This is a genomic window from Pseudarthrobacter sp. NPDC080039 (assembly GCF_040702335.1).
In the GTDB taxonomy this organism is placed as follows: domain Bacteria; phylum Actinomycetota; class Actinomycetes; order Actinomycetales; family Micrococcaceae; genus Arthrobacter; species Arthrobacter enclensis_A.
This window is the reverse complement of sequence record NZ_JBFBKY010000018.1, coordinates 1-18,932: the sequence shown is the minus strand read 5'-3', so window position 1 is coordinate 18,932 and position 18,932 is coordinate 1. Positions and strand designations below refer to the sequence as shown.

Sequence of the window (18,932 nt, the reverse complement as noted above, 5' to 3'; positions counted from 1 at the left end):
CCGCTCTTGCCGTCCCGTCCGCCAAGGTGTCGAATCAGAGGACACGTCCGGTCCGGTCGGCAACGATGCCAGGAGGTTCCAATGTCGGTCAAGAGCACCAGGGAGTCAGCGCGGGCGGCCGGCAGGAACGGGCCTGATTCCAAGCGGGCGGACCAGGCCGGCGCCATCGCGGCCCAGGACCCGGCCCGGATTCGGAACGTGGCCCTGGTGGGGCACTCCGGTGCCGGGAAGACGCTGCTGATCGAGGCCCTGCTCGCCGCCAACGGCATGATTACCCGCAAGGGTTCCATCGCGGACGGCACCACGGTCAGCGACTCCGACCCCGCTGCCGTGCACCAGCAACGGTCCGTCACGGTGTCCCTGGTTCCGCTCATGCTGGATGACACCAAGGTTAATCTCCTGGATACGCCGGGCTATCCCGATTTCATCGGTGAGCTACGCGCGGGACTCCGGGCTTCCGATGGGGCACTTTTCGTCGTGTCCGCCGTCGAGGGGATCGACGCCACCACCACCGCGCTCTGGGGCGAGTGCGGGCACATGAGGCTGCCACGCGCCGTCGTCATCACCCGGCTGGACCATCCGCGGGCAAACTACGACGCCGCCCTGGCCGCCTGCCGGAAAGCGTTCGGCGACGGCGTGCTGCCGCTGTGCGTCCCGGTCCGGACCGGGGGTGAGGTCACAGGCCTGCTGGGCCTGCTGTCGCAGGAAGTCAGGGAGTACTCCCCGGGGGAGGGAACACCCGGGATCCGGGCAGCAGCGCCGGACGAGCTTTCGGACGCGGAGACTGCCAGGGGTGCCCTGATCGAGGGAATCATCGCCGAAAGCGAAGACGAGACGCTGATGGACCGCTACCTCGAAGGCGGGGACATCGACACCGAAGCGCTGGCAACCGACCTGGAAACCGCCGTCGCCCGCGGGTCCTTCTTTCCGGTGCTGCCCACGTCCGCCGTCACTGGGCTGGGCACCGCGGAACTGCTGGACCTGCTGGTGCGGGCCTTCCCGGCGCCCGTTGAACGCAGCCTCCCCGACACGACGGACCTTGCGGGGGAGCCGGGCGGGACCCTGGAATGCGATCCGTCCGGTCCGCTCGCTGCCGAGGTGGTCCGCACCTCCAACGATCCCTTCCTGGGCCGCATCTGCCTGGTGCGGGTCTTCTCCGGGACGCTGAGCGAGGATTCGCCGGTTCACGTCGGCGGCCACGGCCTGGCTGACCGCGGCCACCAGGACCACGACACCGATGAACGCATCACGCATCTATACTCGCCACTGGGCGCCACCCTGCGGCCTGTTCCCTTCTGCGTGGCGGGGGACATGTGTGCCCTGGCAAAGCTGGGCAGCGCCGAAACCGGCGACACCATCTCGGCCCGGGAGAACCCGCTGCTGCTGGCAACCTGGGAAATGCCGGAGCCGCTGCTGCCTGTTGCCGTGGAAGCCGATTCCCGCAGCGACGAGGACGCCCTGGCCCGCAGCCTTGGCCGGATCGCGGCAGGGGACCCCACGCTTCGTGTGGACAGGAATGCGGAGACGCACCAGCTGGTGCTGTGGTGCATGGGCGAGGCGCATGCCGAGGTGGTCCTGGACCGGCTGCGGGAACAGGGAGTGAAACTGCATACCGTGGAGGTAGTGACCCCGCTGCGGGAAACTTTTGCGGCTCCCGCGTCCGGCCATGGCCGGCACGTCAAACAGTCCGGTGGCCACGGCCAGTACGCGGTGTGCGATATCGAAGTGGAGCCGCTGGAGCGGGGAGGCGGGTTCGAGTTCGTGGACAAGACCGTGGGCGGAGTCATCCCCGGTACCTTCATCCCGTCCATCGAAAAGGGGATCCGCGCACAGATGGAGAAGGGCGTTTCAGCTGGTTTTCCCATGGTGGATTTTCGCGTGACCCTGGTGGGCGGCAAGGCGCACAGCGTTGATTCCTCCGATGCGGCATTCCAGGCTGCCGGGGCGCTGGCCCTCCGGGAGGCTGCAGCGGCGGGGAAGATCCAGTTGCTGGAGCCGGTGTCTTCAGTGTCCATCACGGTTTCGGACGAACATGTGGGCACGGTGATGAGTGACCTGTCCGGCCGCCGCGGGCGCCTGACAGGCACTACCTCCTCAGGCCAGGGGCTGACGGAGATCAGCGCGGAGGTTCCGGACCAGGAACTCCTGCGGTACGCGGTGGAACTGCGCGCCCTGACGGCCGGTACAGGGCGGTTCCGGCGGCAGTACCTGCGCCATGACCCCGTCCCCTCCAACCACACTCCGTCCTGACGCCGCCACGCGGGAACCGCCAAAGAGCACCCTGTGAACGCCGCGGCGCGAAAGATCCAGAGCACCTACCTCATACTGACGCTGGGAAACACCCTTGCTGCTTCGTTCATCTGGGGGATCAACACGCTGTTCCTGCTGGACGCCGGGCTGAACAACTTTGAGGCGTTCGCCGCGAACGCCTTCTTCACCGCAGGGATGGTGCTCTTCGAGGTTCCCACAGGCGTCGTGGCGGACAGCTGGGGACGGCGCGTGTCGTTCCTGTTGGGCACCGTGACCCTGGCGGGGTCCACGTACCTCTATTACCTGCTGTGGCAATTGTCTGCGCCGTTCTGGTGGTGGGCTGCGGTGTCCGCACTGCTGGGCCTGGGCTTCACCTTCTTTTCCGGGGCCGTGGAGGCATGGCTGGTGGATGCGCTGCACTTTTCCGGTTACGAGGGCGGCCTGGAAGCGGTCCTTGGCCGCGGCCAGATCGTGTCTGGCATCGCCATGCTGGCCGGGTCGGTCGCGGGCGGCGTGATAGCCCAGGCAACCAACCTGGGGGTGCCCTTCCTGCTGCGCGTCGCGGTGCTCGTGGCAATGTTCGTGGTGGCCTTTGTGCTCATGCACGACGTCGGCTTCACACCTGAGCGTTCGGCCCACCCGCTGCAGGCCACCCGGGCAGTCCTGAAGGCGTCCGTGGACGGCGGACTGGGGAACCCACCGGTACGGTTCATGATGCTGGCCGCCCCGTTCACTGAGGGGGTGGGGTTTTATGTCTTCTATGCCCTGCAGCCGTATCTCCTGCAGCTCTTCGGCGATCCCAGGGCCTACGCCATCGCGGGGCTGGCGGCGGCCATTGTTGCAGCAGCGGAAATCGTGGGCGGCTGGCTGGCTCCGGTGGTCCGGAAACAGGTCCGCCGCCGGACCACGGTCCTGATCGCGTCCACGGTCTCCAGCTCGGTGGTCCTGATGGTGCTCCTGGCCACCCACAGCTTTTGGCTGGCCCTGGTGCTGCTGGTGGTGTGGGCAGTGGTGGCCTCCGCGGGCACGCCCGTGCGCCAGGCCTACCTGAATGACATGATCGCCTCGAAACAGCGGGCAACGGTCCTGAGCTTTGCCTCGCTCATGGGCTCAAGCGGGGGAGTGGTGGTGCAGCCCCTGCTCGGCCGCTCGGCAGATATTTACGGGTACCCCGCGTCACTGGCTATCGGCGGCGTGGTGCAGCTGCTGGCCGCGCCCTTCATCATGTTGAGCCGGCGCCGGCACTCGCCGGCAGACGCCGCCACGGGGGCGGCCGCCGCTCCCTGACCAAGCCTCTCCCACGAACGCACGCCGTCTGCGCGGCAAGCCATCGATCCTTGACATCCAGTCATGTTAGCGTTCACACTATCTCCAGCACCTAGCTTGATCACGACCCCTACAAACCCGGTAATGAGGCCCCGCCTCCCGGATGGAGGCAGCACCATGCCAGAGACGTTGTTTACTTCCAGCTCCGACCCCTGCGTCATCGGAGTGGATTACGGAACCCTTTCGGGCCGTGCCGTGGTGGTGCGGGTCCGGGATGGAATGGAATTGGGCAGCGCCGTTCACGAGTACCCGCACGCCGTAGTCACCGACGTCCTGCCGCGTGACACAGCGGGCGACGACGGGGCGCGTCTTCCGGGGGAATGGGCACTTCAGGTGCCCAACGACTACCGGGAGGTCCTGCGCAAGGCTGTTCCCGGGGCGGTGGCTGACGCAGGGATCGACCCGGCCGCCGTCGTCGGAATTGCCACCGACTTCACCGCCTGCACCATGGTGCCGGTGAAGGCGGACGGAACACCGCTCAATGAACTGCCGGGCTACGCCAACCGCCCGCATGCCTACGTGAAGCTATGGCGCCACCACGCAGCGCAGGGGCAGGCTGACCGGATCAACAAGCTTGCCGCCGAACGTGGAGAGGACTGGCTCCCGCGCTACGGTGGCCTGATCTCCTCGGAATGGGAGTTCGCCAAGGGGCTGCAGCTGCTGGAAGAGGATCCGGAGGCCTACGCCGAGATGGACCACTGGGTGGAGGCGGCCGACTGGATTGTCTGGCAGCTGTGCGGCCGATACGTTCGGAACGCGTGTACGGCAGGCTACAAAGGCATTTACCAGGACGGGCGCTACCCGTCGGAGGATTTCCTCGCTGCCCTGAATCCGGATTTCAAGGACTTTGTCAGCTCCAAGCTGGAGCACACCATCGGGAGGCTGGGCGACGCCGCTGGCACCCTGACGGCGGAGGCTGCTGCATGGACCGGCCTGCCGGAGGGGATCGCCGTGGCCGTGGGAAACGTTGACGCGCACGTCACGGCCCCGGCTGCCAAGGCGGTGGACTCCGGCCAGCTGGTGGCCATCATGGGAACCTCCACCTGCCACGTGATGAACGGCGCGGAACTGCGTGAGGTGCCGGGCATGTGCGGGGCCGTGGACGGAGGCATCGTGCCCGGTCTGTGGGGCTACGAGGCCGGCCAGTCAGGCGTGGGCGACATTTTTGGCTGGTTCACCAAATACGGCGTCCCGCCCGAATACCACCAGGCTGCCGGAAACGCCGGCCTGGGGATCCACGAGTACCTCACCGAACTGGCCTCGCAGCAGGCCATCGGGGAGCACGGCCTGATCGCACTCGACTGGCACTCGGGCAACCGCTCGGTCCTGGTGGACCACGAGCTCTCCGGCATCGTGGTGGGGCAGACCCTGGCCACCAGGCCGGAGGACACCTACCGCGCGCTGCTGGAAGCCACCGCGTTCGGCACCCGCACCATTGTGGACGCCTTCCGTGACGCCGGTGTCCCGGTCAAGGAATTCATCGTGGCCGGCGGCTTGCTCAAGAACAAACTCCTCATGCAGATCTACGCGGACGCCACCGGCCTGCAGCTGTCCACCATCGGCTCGGAGCAGGGCCCGGCCCTGGGATCGGCGATCCACGCCGCCGTCGCGGCAGGACAGTACGCGGACATCCGGGAAGCTGCCGCCGCCATGGGCGCCGAACCCGGCGAGGTCTACACCCCGATCCCGGACAACGTGGCCGCCTACAACGAGCTGTTCCAGGAGTACAAGACGCTGCATGATTACTTCGGCCGCGGCAGCAATGACGTGATGCACCGGCTCAAGGCCATCCAGCGCAAGGCCGCCGGCACGGTTGTCCCTACGTCGGGTTCGCAGGCCGAAACTGCCGTGGAGGTCTCCGCATGACCGCCGGAACGGGAACCGAAACCGGAATCCTGCAGACTATTGCCCGGATCCGCGAGGAAGTGTGCGCCCTGCACGCCGAGCTGACCCGGTACGGATTGGTGGTGTGGACGGCGGGCAATGTTTCCGCCCGCGTGCCGGGTACCGACCTCATGGTGATCAAGCCCTCCGGTGTTTCCTACCAGGAGCTGACGCCGGAACAAATGATTGTCACCGACCTGCATGGCACTCCGGTGAGGGGTACCAATGTTGGTGGGGGCGGGACCGTCGACTGGGGCAACCCGCCGTTGTCGCCGTCGTCGGACACTGCTGCGCACGCCTATGTCTACCGTCACATGCCCGAAGTGGGCGGTGTGGTGCATACCCACTCCACCTACGCCACCGCCTGGGCCGCCCGTGGTGAGGCCATCCCGTGCGTGCTGACCATGATGGGTGATGAGTTCGGCGGCTCCATTCCGGTGGGTCCCTTCGCTCTGATCGGCGACGACTCGATCGGCCACGGCATCGTGGAGACGCTGAAGAACTCCAGCTCGCCGGCGGTGCTGATGCAGAACCACGGCCCGTTCACCATTGGCAAGGATGCCCGGTCCGCCGTGAAGGCGGCCGTGATGTGCGAGGAAGTGGCCCGCACCGTCCATATCTCCCGGCAGCTCGGTGAGCCGCTGCCCATCGACCAGGGCCACATTGACTCCCTCTACGCCCGCTATCAGAACGTCTACGGCCAATGAAAACTTTTCAGGAGAACCCATGAATACCGCAGCAAACACCTCCCTCGACGGCTACGAAGTCTGGTTCCTCACCGGCAGCCAGCACCTCTACGGCGAGGAAGTCCTCAAGCAGGTGGCGGCCCAGTCGCAGGAGATCGCCAACCAGCTCAATGCCTCGTCCGCCGTCCCCGTGCGGATCGTGTGGAAGCCTGTGCTGACCGACTCTGACGCCATCCGCCGCACCGCGCTGGAGGCGAACTCGGATGATTCCGTGATCGGCGTGACGGCGTGGATGCACACCTTCAGTCCAGCCAAAATGTGGATCTCCGGCCTGGACCTGCTGCGCAAGCCCCTGCTGCACCTGCACACCCAGGCCAACCGCGACCTGCCCTGGGCGGACATCGACTTCGACTTCATGAACCTGAACCAGGCGGCGCACGGCGACCGCGAGTTCGGGTACATCCAGTCCCGTCTGGGCATTGCCCGGAAGACCGTCGTCGGCCACGTTTCCAACCCCGAGGTGGCCCGCCAGGTGGGCACCTGGCAGCGGGCCGCGGCCGGCTGGGCCGCCGTACGCACCCTGAAGCTCACCCGCTTTGGCGACAACATGCGCAACGTGGCGGTCACCGAAGGCGACAAGACCGAGGCTGAGCTGCGGTTCGGCGTCGCGGTGAATACCTGGTCGGTCAACGAGCTCGCCGACGCCGTGCACGGTGCTGCGGAGTCCGACGTCGACGCCCTGGTGGCGGAGTACGAGGACCTGTATGACGTGGTGCCGGAACTCCGCGCAGGCGCGGCACGGCATGAATCGCTGCGCTACGGCGCCCGGATCGAACTGGGGCTGCGCAGCTTCCTGGAAGCCAACGGCTCCGCCGCCTTCACCACCTCCTTCGAGGACCTTGGCGCGCTCCGCCAGCTGCCCGGCCTGGCCGTGCAGCGGCTCATGGCCGCCGGGTACGGGTTCGGTGCCGAGGGCGACTGGAAGACCGCCATCCTGGTCCGTGCCGCCAAGGTGATGGGTGCAGGCCTTCCCGGCGGCGCCTCCCTGATGGAGGACTACACCTACCACCTGGAACCCGGCTCGGAAAAGATCCTCGGAGCGCACATGCTCGAGGTGTGCCCCTCGCTGACCGCTGCAAAGCCGCGGCTGGAAATCCACCCGCTGGGCATCGGCGGCAAGGAAGACCCCGTCCGCCTGGTGTTCGACGCCGACGCCTCGGTTGGCGTCGTCGTCGCCCTGTCCGACATGCGCGACCGCTTCCGCCTGGTGGCCAACGCCGTCGACGTCGTTCCCCTGGTCCAGCCCCTGCCCAACCTCCCCGTGGCGCGCGCCCTGTGGGAGCCCAAGCCGGACTTCGCCACCTCCGCCGCGGCGTGGCTCACCGCCGGCGCGGCCCACCACACCGTGCTTTCCACCCAGGTGGGCCTGGACGTGTTCGAGGACTTCGCCGACATTGCCAAAACGGAACTGCTCACCATCGATGAAGGCACCACCATCCGCCAGTTCAAGAAGGACCTGAACTGGAACGCCGCCTACTACAAACTGGCCGGCGGGATCTGACCGGGTGCCCTTGCTGAGGCCCCGGCTGGAGGACGTGGCGGAGCTGGCCGGGGTCTCGCACCAAACCGTGTCCCGCGTGGTCAACAACCACCCCAACGTGAGCCCGGAAACCCGCCGGAAGGTGGAGGCGGCCATAGTCCGGCTCGGCTATCGCCGCAACACCGCCGCCCGGAGCCTGGTCACCCGGCGCTCGCAGACCATCGGCGTGCTGGCCGGCGAACTCTCGCAGTTTGGTCCGGCCAACACCCTTTTGGGGGTGGAGTGTGCTGCACGGGACGCAGGCTACTTTGTCAGCGTCGCCGCCTTAAGGGAGGTCACCCGGGGCTCGATCCTGGACGCCGTCCGGCACTTCCAGGACCAGTCCGTCGATGGGATCGTGGTCATTGTTCCGCACCTGGAGACACCGGCCGCCCTGGCGGAACTGCCCATCGGAGTGCCGGTGGTGGCCGTGGGCCCGGACGGAAACCATGCCGTTGGCGGTGTGAAGGTGGACCAGCGCCGCGGGGCGGAGCTGGCGGTGCAGCACCTGATCAGGCAGGGTCACGTCCGGATCGCCCATGTCGCGGGACCGCAGGACTGGATCGACGCGGTGGCACGCGCCGAGGGATGGCGGTGCACCCTGGCAACGGCCGGGCTCGATGCGGACCTGATGATCGAGGGCGACTGGAGCGCCGGCAGCGGTTACCGGATCGGGCGGACGATTGCGGCCGGCCGCGGTGCCACTGCCCTCTTCGTGGCCAACGACCAGATGGCCCTCGGGGTCCTGCGGGCCTTGAATGAGGCCGGCCTCAGGGTGCCCAGGGACATGTCCGTGGTGGGCTTCGACGACCAGCCCGAGGCCGGCTACTTCAGCCCACCCTTGACCGTGGTCCGGCAGGACTTCGAGGAACTGGGCAGGCGGTGCGTGGACATGATGCTGGCGGCCCTGGCCGGGATGGAGGAAGCCCGCACCCTGGTGGTGGAGCCTGAACTGGTCCTGCGCAGCAGCACCGCCCCACCCCAGCGGATCCCGTAGTACCTTCGGGGGAGCGGATTTAATCCGTGGGAGACGCCTTCGAAACGTGGCCTCAACAATTGCTGCGTACGTTGCAGGCATGACGGTTACCCTGCTCCTCCGGCTCCGCGACTGGCTCCTGGACACCTTTACCTACGAGTCCGGCTCCCAGGCCGCTGCGGCCATGGCCGACGCCAGCCGCTGGGGCTGGTTGCCGGCATTGAGCGGGGTGTCCGTGGGCGCGGACCTGGCCCGGTCGGAGCACGTGGAAGCCACGTCCGGAAACGGCGGAATGTCTGCTTAGCCACACTATTGCGCCACTAGCGGGATGATGCCCTAAACTGCTTCACTGAGGTGCCTGAAATGGCGCTGCGCAGCAACGAAAGTGAATACGTTATGGCTACCGATTACGATGCTCCACGCAAGCAGGAAGAAGAGTCGCCCGCTGACTCTCTCGAGGCCCTCCAGGCGTCACGGAGCGGCAACGCGCAGACCGCGGTTATCGATGTCGACGAGAACGACACTGCTGAAGGTATCGACCTCCCCGGCGCCGACCTGTCCAACGAGGAACTGACCGTCATTGTGGTTCCCGAGCAGTCCGACGAGTTCACCTGCTCGTCGTGCTTCCTGGTCCGCCACCGGTCGCAGGTTGCCCGTGAAAAGGACGGCCTGAAGTACTGCCGCGACTGCGAAGGCTAACTGACTTCCTGGATTCCACAGCGCCGGCCACCTCCCTGAGGCGGCCGGCGCTGCTTTGTCTCCAACCGCCGTCGTTATCAAAATGGACCCTCGTATCCGGCCGTCACCCCTCCTACGCTGGAAGCATCCAATGGTTTTGATTCCTGGACGGCACTGCAATGAAAAAGTTCTTTACCTGGCTCGCAGCCGTCGTGTTGGCTGCAGTGCTGGGCTTCGCGGTTCAGGCGCCTGCGTGGGCGGCTCCCTACTGCGGCCTCACCTGGGGCTCGCTTGCGAAGTCCGGCCAGGACGCAGGCACCGCATCCGTCACCAATGTCCGGACCGGGCAGCATTACTGTTTTGACCGGCTGGTGGTTGACCTCAACGGTCCTGCGGTCTCCTACACCGTGCAGTACGTACCGCGCATAGAGCAGGAGGGCTCGGGGGCGTTCATCCCGGTGCGGGGCGGCGCGCGGCTGCATGTCAGCATCAAGGCGCCCTCCTACGACCAGAACGGCAATCCCACGTATAACCCAGCTGACAGGAATGAGCTCAGCAACGTTTCCGGCTATCAGACCTTCCGCCAAGTGGTCTCCGCCGGAAGCTTCGAAGGGTATACCAGCCTGGGACTGGGAGTCCGTGGCCGCCTGCCGTTCAGGGTTTTTACCCTCGATGGTCCCGGCACCGGGTCACGCCTGGTGATCGATGTGGCGCACTTCTGGTGACAGCACAAAGGTGCCGTGCCCCTGATGCGGGCACGGCACCTTTGGTGTTGGCGGTTTATTCCGGAACCACCAGGGCAGGGGTGTCCTGCCTGAGGGTTTCGCCGCGGAAGAAGCCGGGGTGGGTGCGGGACATGATGAGCATGACGACGGCGCCCAGCGCCAGGATGCCGATGCCCAGGATGAACACCAGGCCCATGCCGAAGATCTCCGAACCGCTGCCGAACTCAGGGGAGAGACTGTCCACGGCGGTCTGGGCAAACACCACGAACAGGCCCACGCCGCCCACCACCGGGCACACAAGGCGGAAGAAGAAGTGGCGGACGCTGTTGAACAGGCTGTGCCGGAAGTACCAGGTGCAGGCCACGGCGGTGAGGCCGTAGTAGAAGCAGATCATCAGGCCCAGTGCCAGGATGGTGTCATTCAGGACGTTCTCGCTGACCACGTGCATGACAGCGTAGAACCCCGCGGAAAGCACCCCGGCAGCAATGGTGGCGAATCCCGGCGTCGAGAACTTCCTGCTGACCCGGCTGAAGGGTTCCGGCAGGGCGCCGTAGTGGGCCATGGCCAGCAGGCTCCGTGAGGGCGACATGAAGGTGGACTGCAAAGACGCTGCCGAACTGGAAAGCACCGCGAGGGACATCAGGATGGCAAAGGGGCCCATGATGGGGGAGGCCAGGGCCGTGAAGATGTTCTCTTGGTTGTCGGCGTTGTTCAGGCCGTTGCCGGTGTCCCCGACGCCGGCGAACATCATGGTGGCGATGCTGACCAGGAGGTAGATGGCCAGGACAATGATGGCGGTCAGGGTGCCGGCGAGTCCGGCAGTTTTCTGGCCGTTCGCCGTTTCCTCGTTGACGGTCAGGCAGACGTCCCAGCCCCAGTACACGAAGATGGACAGCGAGATGCCGGCCGCGATCTGGCCGAACGTCTCGATCTTGGTCACGTCGAACCAGTCCCAGCTGAACGGGATGGCCGTCTCCGAGGTGGACCAGTTGGCGAAGGCCATGGCGACGAAAAGGCCCAGGACCAGCAGCTGGAAGCCCACCAGACTGTACTGCACCAGCTTGGTGGTGTGCAGGCCGCGGTAGCTGACCCAGACGGCCAGCGCCACGAAGACGAAGCAGGTCAGGACGTTCAGGGCTTTGTTGTCCGCCAGGTCAGCCAGTTCGGCGGAGCCGGTGAGCTGGGACAGGAAGAGGTAGAAGAAGTCGACGGCGACGCCGGCCAGGTTGGACAGCACGATGATGTTGGCGGCCAGCAGGCCCCACCCGCCCATCCAGCCCACCCAGGGGCCGAAGGCCTTGGTGACCCAGGTGAAGGTGGTGCCGCTGTCCGGGGAGTCGGCGTTGAGCTCCCGGTAGGCGAGCGAGACCAGGATCATGGGGATGAACCCGATCAGGAAGATGACGGGCAGCTGGAGTCCGGCTTCGTTGACCGTGGGTCCGAGTGCGCTGGTGAGCGTGTAGGCGGGGGCGATGGTTGAAATGCCCAGGACGACGACGGCCAGGAGACCCAGCTGCCCACCCTTGAGTCCCTTGGCGCTGACGCCGTCCGAGGAGGGGGCGTGGGCGTGCGGACCGGGTTTGGCCGTACTGGTGCGGATTGTCTCTGTCATGGCACCACTTTCTGGAAGGATGTGAGACGGGAGTCACTATATGAATGGCGTTCATTTAGTATGGGGGTGCCGGCCCTGTGATGCAAGACGCATATGAATCGCGTTCGTTTATGACAGTTTGGGTGATCGCTGGGCTTTCCGGGATGCTGCCGGGCCCCCCGGCTAAGACGCTTTGGGCACCTTCCGGAGGACGACGGCGGAGAGGACTGCCGCCGTCGCCATCAGTACCAACGCAATCGCCGCCGTGATGTGGACCCCTGAGTCGAAGGCGGATTCGGCGGCCGCCTTCACGGCTGCCGCCGCAGGAGCCGGCAGGTTGGCTGCGGCCTCCATTGCGCCGGCGAGCGTTTCCCCGGCGTTACGCAGCGTGGGCGCCGCGAGTGTCCCATCCAGCCCTGCGGGCAGCCGGAGGTTGTGCTGGTAGGAGGCGGTCAGGATGGAGCCCAGCACCGCGGTCCCCAGCAATGCGCCCACCTCGTAACCCGTTTCGGAAATGGCGGCGGCAGCGCCCGACTTTTCCGGGGGCGCGGAGCCGAGGATGAGGTCGTTGGAAATGGTTTCCGCGGTGCCGACGCCCAGCGCCAGGACCAGGAGGGCTGCCAGCAGCAGCGAGGGGCCGCCGTCGTGGTTCCCCAGCGCCACCATGCTGTAGCCCACTGCGCTGAACGTCAGCCCCGCCGCCACAACGTACCCGGGCCGGACCCTCCGGACCAGCGGCACCACCACCAGGCCGGACACCACCGTGGCTACCAGGGCCGGGATCATCGCAATGCCTGCGGCGGACGGGGTCATGCCTTCGAGGAGCTGGAGGTGCTGGGCCAGGAACAGGATAAAGCCGTTGAAGGAAAACAGGGCCAGGATGTTGGCGCTGATGGCCATGCTGAACACCCTGTTCCGGAACAGGGACATGTCCAGCAGCGGGTGTTCCAGCCGGCGCTGGCGCCGGACGAACACGGTTCCCATTGCCAGGCCGAAAAGGATGCTGCCCACCGCCGTTAGGCCGGGCCCTTCGGTGGCAACGGCCTTGATCCCGTACACCGCAGGCACCATGGCCAGCAGGGAGAGCAGGATGCTCGGCATGTCCACTTTCCCCGGCGCGGGGTCCCTTGATTCCGGGATGAGTGCAGGCCCCAGCGCCAGCAGGGGGATCATGAGGGGTACGGCGACGAGGAATACCGCGCCCCACCAGAACCGCTCCACCAGCCACCCGCCGAAGATGGGCCCCAGGGCTGCGCCGCCGGAGAACCCTGCGGCCCAGATGGCCACCGCCAGCCTCCGCCGGTTGGGCTGGGGGAAGATATTGCGGATCAGTGACAGGGTGGACGGCATCAGCATTGCCCCGAAGAATCCCAGGGCGGCGCGGCCGGCGATCAGCCATTCGGGCGTAGGTGCAAAGGCCGTTGCTGCTGACAGCACCGCAAAGCCCACGCCCCCGGTAACCAGCAACCGGCGCCGGCCAATGCGGTCCCCAAGGCTGCCCATTGAGACCAGCAGCCCGGCCAGTACCAGGGGGTAGGTGTCCACAATCCATAGGAGCTGCACGCCCGTGGGTTCCAGGGCGCGGGTGATGGCGGGCAGGGCGAACGTCAGGGCGGTGTTGTCCACCGCGACCAGCAGGACTGGGAACATCAGCAGCCCGAGGGCCAGCCAGTCCCGCCTCGGGGAGCGGTGCGTAGTGCCCTTCCGTTGTGCCGGCACGGCGCTGGTGTAAGTAGTCATGTGATAACTGTACCGTCTGGACGGTATAGTTTGAAACCCGCTGCTGCCTTGCAGGTTCCGGAGCCCGTGGGAGGCATGATGGAAACCATGCCCCGAAAGCCTGTAGCCCGTGACGCGGTTCTTGACGCCTTCGAGTCCCTGCTGATCGAGGTGGGGGAGCGCGCAGCCACCCTTGACGCCGTGGCCCGGAAGGCCGGGGTCTCAAAGGGTGGCCTGCTCTACCACTTTCCCAACAAGGAAGCGCTTATCGCTGTGCTGCTTGACCGCCTGGAAGGCCTCGCCAAGGCGGACGCCGACGCCATGGCGTCAGCCAGCGAAGGCGCGGCAGCGTACTTCATCCGTTCCTCCGTATGGGCCGACACCCCACTCGACAGGGTGATCGTGGCAGCCACCAGGCTTGCCGAAGTGGCGCATGAAGAAACGCGGCGGCGATTCGCGGCCATCCAGCAGCGCTGGCTGGACGAGATTGCCGCGGATGTGGGGCCCGGGCTGGCAAAGGCGGTGCTCTATATGGGGGACGGCTTGTACTTCAACGCGATGCTGTCCGTTGGTCCGGCCCCCGAGGGGGGAGCGGCCGCTGACGTGGAGGAACTTCTTGCCGCTTTGGAGCGTCTCCGGAGGTAGCCCCGGCATTTGCCGCGAGGGGTCGAGGCGTAGGACAATGGAGAGTTGTGAGGGCCGCCACCGGCCATTACCAGCCCATAAATGAATAGCCTTTGATCTGCGGCGGGAGAGTTCTGCCGGAAGTACAGGCAGGCGCCGTAGGAGCAAATCCTCCCCAGGAATCTCGCAGGCCCCTGTACCGCCGCGGCGAGGCGCCTCTGGAAAGCAGCAGGCAGTTTTCCCGCCTCCTCTTGGGGAGCGAAAAGACTGTTGTGCTCACCGACGGTGCAAGCGGGTCCTGTCCAGGCAGGCCCCGCGGAAACTCTCAGGTCCAATACAGAGCGGGGAGGAACCCGAATAGCTGTGGCGTACCCTGCGCCGCCTGAGTAAATGGAGTTCCTTCGTGTCGGTTACCCCAGCCTCCACCACCTTCGTAGACCGCCATATCGGCGCGCGCCGCCAGGCCGACGTCGACACCATGCTCAAAGCCGTAGGCTACGACACGGTCGACTCCCTCGTGGACACCGCTGTTCCCAAAGTTATCCGCCAGGAGACAGCCCTTCGCCTGCAGGACGCCCTCAGCGAGGTGGAGGTCCTTACGGAGCTCCGGAAGCTTGCCGCGAAGAACAAGACCGCCGTGCAGCTGATCGGCCAGGGCTACTACGACACCGTGACCCCGCCGGTGATCCGCCGCAACATCCTGGAGTCCCCGGCCTGGTACACGGCCTACACCCCGTACCAGCCTGAGATCTCCCAGGGCCGGCTTGAAGCCCTGCTGAACTTCCAGACCATGGTGCAGGACCTGGTGGGCCTTCCCATTGCCAACGCGTCGCTGCTGGACGAGGCCACCGCCGTGGCCGAGGCCGTACTCCTGATGCGCCGGGCCAACAAGGACAAGGATGCCAAGGACGGCCGGACCGTCCTGGACGTTGACGTGCTCCCGCAGACCATCGCCATCGTGCAGGGCCGCGCCGAGGCGCTGGGCTTCGAGGTGGAGGTCGCCGACCTGTCCCAAGGGCTGCCGGAGGGTGACATCAACGGCATAGTGCTGCAGCAGCCGGGCGCTTCCGGCCGGGTCTGGGACCAGTCGGGCGTTATTTCGGCTGCCAAGGACCGCGGTGCACTGGTGACCGTTGCCGCGGACCTGCTGGCACTGACCCTCATCACCCCTCCGGGTGAGCAGGGCGCCGACATCGCCGTCGGTTCAGCCCAGCGTTTTGGTGTGCCGTTGTTCTTCGGCGGCCCGCACGCCGCCTACATGGCGGTCCGCAAGGGCCTGGAGCGGTCGCTGCCCGGCCGCCTGGTGGGCGTGTCCAAGGACGACGCCGGTGTTCCCGCCTACCGCCTGGCTTTGCAGACCCGTGAGCAGCACATCCGCCGCGAGAAGGCCACGTCCAACATCTGTACCGCCCAGGCGCTGCTGGCCATCGTCGCCTCCATGTACGCCGTGTACCACGGCCCGGACGGACTGAAGGCCATCGCCGGAACCGCCCACCGGCACGCCCGCACCCTGGCCGCGTCGCTGGAAGCTGCCGGCGTCGAGGTGGTGCACAAGAGCTTCTTCGACACCGTCACTGTCCGTGTCCCGGGACGCGCCGCCGCGATTGTTGCCGACGCGGAGGAGCGCGGGATCAACCTGCGCAGCGTTGACGCTGACACCGTGGGCATCTCCCTGGATGAAACCACGACGGCGGCCATCGTCGCCCAGGTTGCCGGCATCTTTGGCGCCACCGCAGGTGAGGGTGAAGGCTTTGCGCTGGAGGCCGCCGTCGAGCGTTCTTCTGACTACCTGCAGCACCCGGTGTTCAACACGCACCGGTCCGAAACCCAGCTGCTGCGCTACATCCGGAAGCTTTCCGACCGTGACCTGGCGCTGGACCGGACCATGATCCCGCTGGGTTCCTGCACCATGAAGCTGAACGCCACGGCCGAGATGGAAGCCATCTCCTGGCCGGAGTTCGCCTCCATCCACCCGTTCGCCCCGGACTCCCAGACCGAAGGCTGGCGCGAACTGATCGCCGACCTCGAGGCGGACCTGACCACCATCACCGGCTACGACCAGGTGTCCATCCAGCCCAACGCCGGCTCCCAGGGTGAGCTCGCCGGGCTGCTGGCCATCCGCGGCTACCACCACTCCCGCGGCGACCAGCAGCGCAACGTCTGCCTGATCCCCGCCTCGGCCCACGGCACCAACGCCGCCTCCGCCGTGCTGGCAGGCATGAAGGTCGTCGTCGTGGCCACCGCCTCCGACGGCACCATCGACCACGCCGATCTTGAAGCGAAGATCGAGGCAAACAGGGACGTCCTGTCCTGCATCATGATCACCTACCCCTCCACCCACGGCGTCTACGACGGGGACGTCCGCGAGGTCTGCGACGCCGTGCACGCCGCCGGCGGCCAGGTGTACATCGACGGCGCCAACCTGAATGCGCTGGTTGGGCTGGCGCAGCCTGGCAAGTTCGGCGGCGACGTCTCGCACCTGAACCTGCACAAGACCTTCTGCATCCCGCACGGCGGCGGCGGGCCCGGCGTCGGACCGGTCGCTGCCAAGGCGCACCTGGCACCGTTCATGCCGGGCGACGCCACCGCCTGGAGCGCCGGCTCCGGCGCCACCGACGTGCCGATTTCCGCGTCGCGGTTCGGTTCGGCCGGCGTCCTGCCCATCTCCTGGGCGTACGTGAAGCTGATGGGCGGGGAAGGCCTGACCGAGGCCACCAAGTCCGCGCTGCTGGCCGCCAACTACGTGGCCGCCCGGCTGAACGAGTACTTCCCCGTTCTCTACACCGGTGAAGGCGGGCTGGTGGCGCACGAGTGCATCCTGGACCTGCGCGAACTGACCGCACGGACCGGCGTCACCGCGGAGGATGTGGCCAAGCGCCTGATCGACTTCGGCTTCCACGCCCCCACTCTGGCGTTCCCGGTGGCCGGCACCCTGATGGTGGAACCCACCGAGTCCGAGGACCTGGCCGAGATCGACCGCTTCATCGAAGCGATGATCACTATCCGCAAGGAAATCGACCAGGTGGCCAAAGGCGACTTTGCCGTTGCAGACTCACCGCTGCGCCGCGCACCCCACACGGCAGCCGCCGTCGTCAGTTCCGACTGGGACCGCGCCTACCCGCGCGAGCAGGCCGCCTTCCCCGCCCACCACAAACAGGACAAGTACTTCCCCCCGGTGGGACGGATCGACGGTGCGGCCGGCGACCGGAACCTGATCTGCTCCTGCCCGCCGCTCGAAGAGTTTGAAAACTAAAGGACCGGCATCATGACCGAGAAATACACTGCCCTTTACGACGAGCACAAGAAGCTGGGCGCGTCCTTCACCGACTTCGGCGGCTGGCAGATGCCGCTGAAGTACAGCTCCGAACTGGCCGAACACCACGCCGTCCGCAAGGCTGCCGGGCTGTTCGACCTCTCCCACATGGGCGAGGTCTGGGTGACCGGGCCTGACGCGGCCGCGTTCCTCGACTACGCCCTGGTGGGGAAGATTTCCGCCATGGCCGTGGGCAAGGCCAAGTACTCGCTGATCTGCAACGAGGACGGCGGCATCATCGACGACCTCATCACCTACCGCCGCCCCGCCGCGGAAGACGGAACCGACGTCTTTCTTGTGGTACCCAACGCGGGCAACGCCGACGTGGTGGCCGCAGCCCTCCGGGAACGGGTTGCAGGCTTCGACGCGGTGGTGGAGGATGCCTCTGCCTGGACCTCGCTGATCGCGGTCCAGGGTCCCAAGGCCCAGGAACTCTTGCTTCGCCTGGTGCCTGCGGCGCAGCACTCCCTGGTGACGGAGTTGAAGTATTACGCAGCCGTCGAGGTTCCGGTCCTGGCAGGGGGCGCGGGCAACGAACTGCTGGTCGCGCGCACCGGCTACACGGGCGAAGACGGATTCGAGATCTTCGTGGACAACGGCGACGCGCCCGCCTTGTGGCAGGCACTCATGGCCGTCGCCGACGAAAGGGAACTGACTCCTGCCGGGCTCGCCTCCCGCGACTCCCTTCGCCTCGAGGCGGGCATGCCGCTGTATGGAAATGAATTGTCGCTGCAGGGCGACCCCTTCGCCGCCGGCCTGGGCCCCGTCGTCGCGCTTTCCAAGGAAGGCGACTTTGTTGGCAAAGCCGCCCTGGAGGCCAAGAAGGAAGCCGGGGCCGGCAGCACGTCCGGCCGCCGCCTCGTGGGGCTCAAAGGCAGGGGCCGCCGCGCCGGCCGTGCGCACTACCCCGTGCTCAAGGACGGCGCCACGGTCGGTGAAGTCACCTCCGGCCAGCCATCGCCCACCCTCGGCTACCCGATCGCCATGGCCTACGTCGACGTCGAGTACTCGGCACCCGGCACGGCCCTGGACATCGATCTCCGCGGCAAGGCAGAACCCTTCGAAGTCGTCGACCTCCCGTTCTACAAGCGGGTCAAGTAGTCCCTTGTTCCGCCCCGTGGTCACCTTCGCGACGGCGGACCGGACATTTTCCCGCCTGCCCTGGGCCCACGCCGTCAGGGTTCCCTGGCCGAGCTTGCGAGGTTAGGGAGACGGTGGGGAGCACGCTTTCGAAAAGTCCGGCTCCGCCGGCGCTCGTGGGCACGACGTTACCTGCCTGCCGCGTCGCTTTGGTGACGTGCGTTGGCGACTGGGCGGATTCCGGAGACGTGCGTCTAAGGGAGCATCACGTCCGCTTAGCGGGCGTCTTCGCGACCGAGCACGCGGAGGAATTCGGCCAGTCGCACCCACCCCGGCAACACGAAACGAATCAGAGTTTTAGTAAGGAATTGTTATGGCCGTTGGTGTCTTTGATCTGTTTTCGATTGGTATTGGTCCGTCGTCTTCTCATACTGTGGGGCCGATGCGGGCTGCTGCTGTGTTCGCGGAGGAGCTCAAGAGTTTCGGCGTCCTGGGTGGGGT

15 protein-coding genes and 1 riboswitch are annotated in these 18,932 nt (G+C 66.6%); of the genes, 13 read left to right on the top strand and 2 right to left on the bottom strand.

The window, feature by feature from the left end; genetic code table 11:
- Nucleotides 1-81 precede the first annotated feature (81 nt).
- From AB0313_RS16550 to AB0313_RS16510, 9 genes are all read left to right on the top strand, one after another.
- On the top strand, nucleotides 82-2,250 hold the full coding sequence (locus AB0313_RS16550; RefSeq protein WP_366306830.1) for an elongation factor G-like protein EF-G2: 2,169 nt from the start codon (nucleotides 82-84) through the stop codon (nucleotides 2,248-2,250).
- A 33-nt stretch (nucleotides 2,251-2,283) separates the two neighbouring features.
- Complete coding sequence (locus AB0313_RS16545; protein WP_366306828.1) at nucleotides 2,284-3,537, top strand: MFS transporter; 1,254 nt, start codon at nucleotides 2,284-2,286, stop codon at nucleotides 3,535-3,537.
- 156 nt (nucleotides 3,538-3,693) lie between these two features.
- The gene (araB, locus tag AB0313_RS16540) at nucleotides 3,694-5,442 is read left to right on the top strand and encodes a ribulokinase (protein ID WP_366306826.1); all 1,749 of its coding nucleotides are present in this window, start codon (nucleotides 3,694-3,696) and stop codon (nucleotides 5,440-5,442) included.
- Nucleotides 5,439-6,167 (top strand): L-ribulose-5-phosphate 4-epimerase, encoded by a 729-nt coding sequence (locus AB0313_RS16535; RefSeq protein WP_141943555.1) that lies wholly within the window; start codon nucleotides 5,439-5,441, stop codon nucleotides 6,165-6,167. The genes araB and AB0313_RS16535 overlap by 4 nt, the downstream gene beginning before the upstream one ends.
- A gap of 19 nt (nucleotides 6,168-6,186) precedes the next feature.
- Entirely contained in the window at nucleotides 6,187-7,707 is a 1,521-nt protein-coding gene (gene araA / locus AB0313_RS16530) for an L-arabinose isomerase (RefSeq protein WP_366306824.1), read from the top strand.
- 4 nt (nucleotides 7,708-7,711) lie between these two features.
- The gene (locus AB0313_RS16525) at nucleotides 7,712-8,722 is read left to right on the top strand and encodes a LacI family DNA-binding transcriptional regulator (protein WP_307312595.1); all 1,011 of its coding nucleotides are present in this window, start codon (nucleotides 7,712-7,714) and stop codon (nucleotides 8,720-8,722) included.
- Between the two features lie 79 nt (nucleotides 8,723-8,801).
- Nucleotides 8,802-9,005: a hypothetical protein gene (locus AB0313_RS16520; protein ID WP_366306822.1), complete on the top strand. Its 204-nt coding sequence runs from the start codon at nucleotides 8,802-8,804 to the stop codon at nucleotides 9,003-9,005.
- A gap of 92 nt (nucleotides 9,006-9,097) precedes the next feature.
- Nucleotides 9,098-9,400: a DUF4193 domain-containing protein gene (locus tag AB0313_RS16515; protein WP_018762118.1), complete on the top strand. Its 303-nt coding sequence runs from the start codon at nucleotides 9,098-9,100 to the stop codon at nucleotides 9,398-9,400.
- 158 nt (nucleotides 9,401-9,558) lie between these two features.
- Nucleotides 9,559-10,104: a hypothetical protein gene (locus tag AB0313_RS16510; RefSeq protein WP_141943549.1), complete on the top strand. Its 546-nt coding sequence runs from the start codon at nucleotides 9,559-9,561 to the stop codon at nucleotides 10,102-10,104.
- Nucleotides 10,105-10,159: 55 nt separating this feature from the next.
- Here the strand turns inward: AB0313_RS16510 and AB0313_RS16505 are convergent, their stop codons facing one another.
- Together AB0313_RS16505 and AB0313_RS16500 are read right to left on the bottom strand one after the other, a co-directional pair.
- The gene (locus AB0313_RS16505) at nucleotides 10,160-11,716 is read right to left on the bottom strand and encodes an APC family permease (RefSeq protein ID WP_307312591.1); all 1,557 of its coding nucleotides are present in this window, start codon (nucleotides 11,714-11,716) and stop codon (nucleotides 10,160-10,162) included.
- Between the two features lie 162 nt (nucleotides 11,717-11,878).
- On the bottom strand, nucleotides 11,879-13,435 hold the full coding sequence (locus AB0313_RS16500; protein ID WP_366306819.1) for an MFS transporter: 1,557 nt from the start codon (nucleotides 13,433-13,435) through the stop codon (nucleotides 11,879-11,881).
- An 87-nt stretch (nucleotides 13,436-13,522) separates the two neighbouring features.
- Here AB0313_RS16500 and AB0313_RS16495 point away from each other — a divergent pair, with 87 nt between their 5' ends.
- From AB0313_RS16495 to AB0313_RS16480, 4 genes are all read left to right on the top strand, one after another.
- Nucleotides 13,523-14,059, top strand: a complete 537-nt coding sequence (locus AB0313_RS16495; RefSeq protein ID WP_141943543.1) for a TetR/AcrR family transcriptional regulator — start codon at nucleotides 13,523-13,525, stop codon at nucleotides 14,057-14,059.
- 93 nt (nucleotides 14,060-14,152) lie between these two features.
- Nucleotides 14,153-14,250: riboswitch (glycine riboswitch) on the top strand.
- A 191-nt stretch (nucleotides 14,251-14,441) separates the two neighbouring features.
- Nucleotides 14,442-17,291, top strand: coding sequence for an aminomethyl-transferring glycine dehydrogenase (gene gcvP / locus AB0313_RS16490; protein ID WP_366306817.1), 2,850 nt, complete (start codon nucleotides 14,442-14,444; stop codon nucleotides 17,289-17,291).
- A gap of 12 nt (nucleotides 17,292-17,303) precedes the next feature.
- Complete coding sequence (gene gcvT / locus AB0313_RS16485; protein WP_366306815.1) at nucleotides 17,304-18,452, top strand: glycine cleavage system aminomethyltransferase GcvT; 1,149 nt, start codon at nucleotides 17,304-17,306, stop codon at nucleotides 18,450-18,452.
- Nucleotides 18,453-18,804: 352 nt separating this feature from the next.
- Nucleotides 18,805-18,932, top strand: a 128-nt coding sequence (locus tag AB0313_RS16480) for a serine dehydratase beta chain (protein WP_366306917.1), incomplete at its 3' end; no start/stop codon positions are given.

Bases quoted from the DNA above. Each gene is read 5' to 3' on its own strand.
- AB0313_RS16550 (WP_366306830.1), top strand. From the start codon at position 82: ATGTCGGTCAAGAGCACCAGGGAGTCAGCGCGGGCGGCCGGCAGGAAC.
- araB (WP_366306826.1), top strand. From the start codon at position 3,694: ATGCCAGAGACGTTGTTTACTTCCAGCTCCGACCCCTGCGTCATCGGA.
- AB0313_RS16535 (WP_141943555.1), top strand. From the start codon at position 5,439: ATGACCGCCGGAACGGGAACCGAAACCGGAATCCTGCAGACTATTGCC.
- araA (WP_366306824.1), top strand. From the start codon at position 6,187: ATGAATACCGCAGCAAACACCTCCCTCGACGGCTACGAAGTCTGGTTC.
- AB0313_RS16520 (WP_366306822.1), top strand. From the start codon at position 8,802: ATGACGGTTACCCTGCTCCTCCGGCTCCGCGACTGGCTCCTGGACACC.
- AB0313_RS16515 (WP_018762118.1), top strand. From the start codon at position 9,098: ATGGCTACCGATTACGATGCTCCACGCAAGCAGGAAGAAGAGTCGCCC.
- AB0313_RS16510 (WP_141943549.1), top strand. From the start codon at position 9,559: ATGAAAAAGTTCTTTACCTGGCTCGCAGCCGTCGTGTTGGCTGCAGTG.
- AB0313_RS16505 (WP_307312591.1), bottom strand. From the start codon at position 11,716: ATGACAGAGACAATCCGCACCAGTACGGCCAAACCCGGTCCGCACGCC.
- AB0313_RS16500 (WP_366306819.1), bottom strand. From the start codon at position 13,435: ATGACTACTTACACCAGCGCCGTGCCGGCACAACGGAAGGGCACTACG.
- AB0313_RS16495 (WP_141943543.1), top strand. From the start codon at position 13,523: ATGCCCCGAAAGCCTGTAGCCCGTGACGCGGTTCTTGACGCCTTCGAG.
- gcvT (WP_366306815.1), top strand. From the start codon at position 17,304: ATGACCGAGAAATACACTGCCCTTTACGACGAGCACAAGAAGCTGGGC.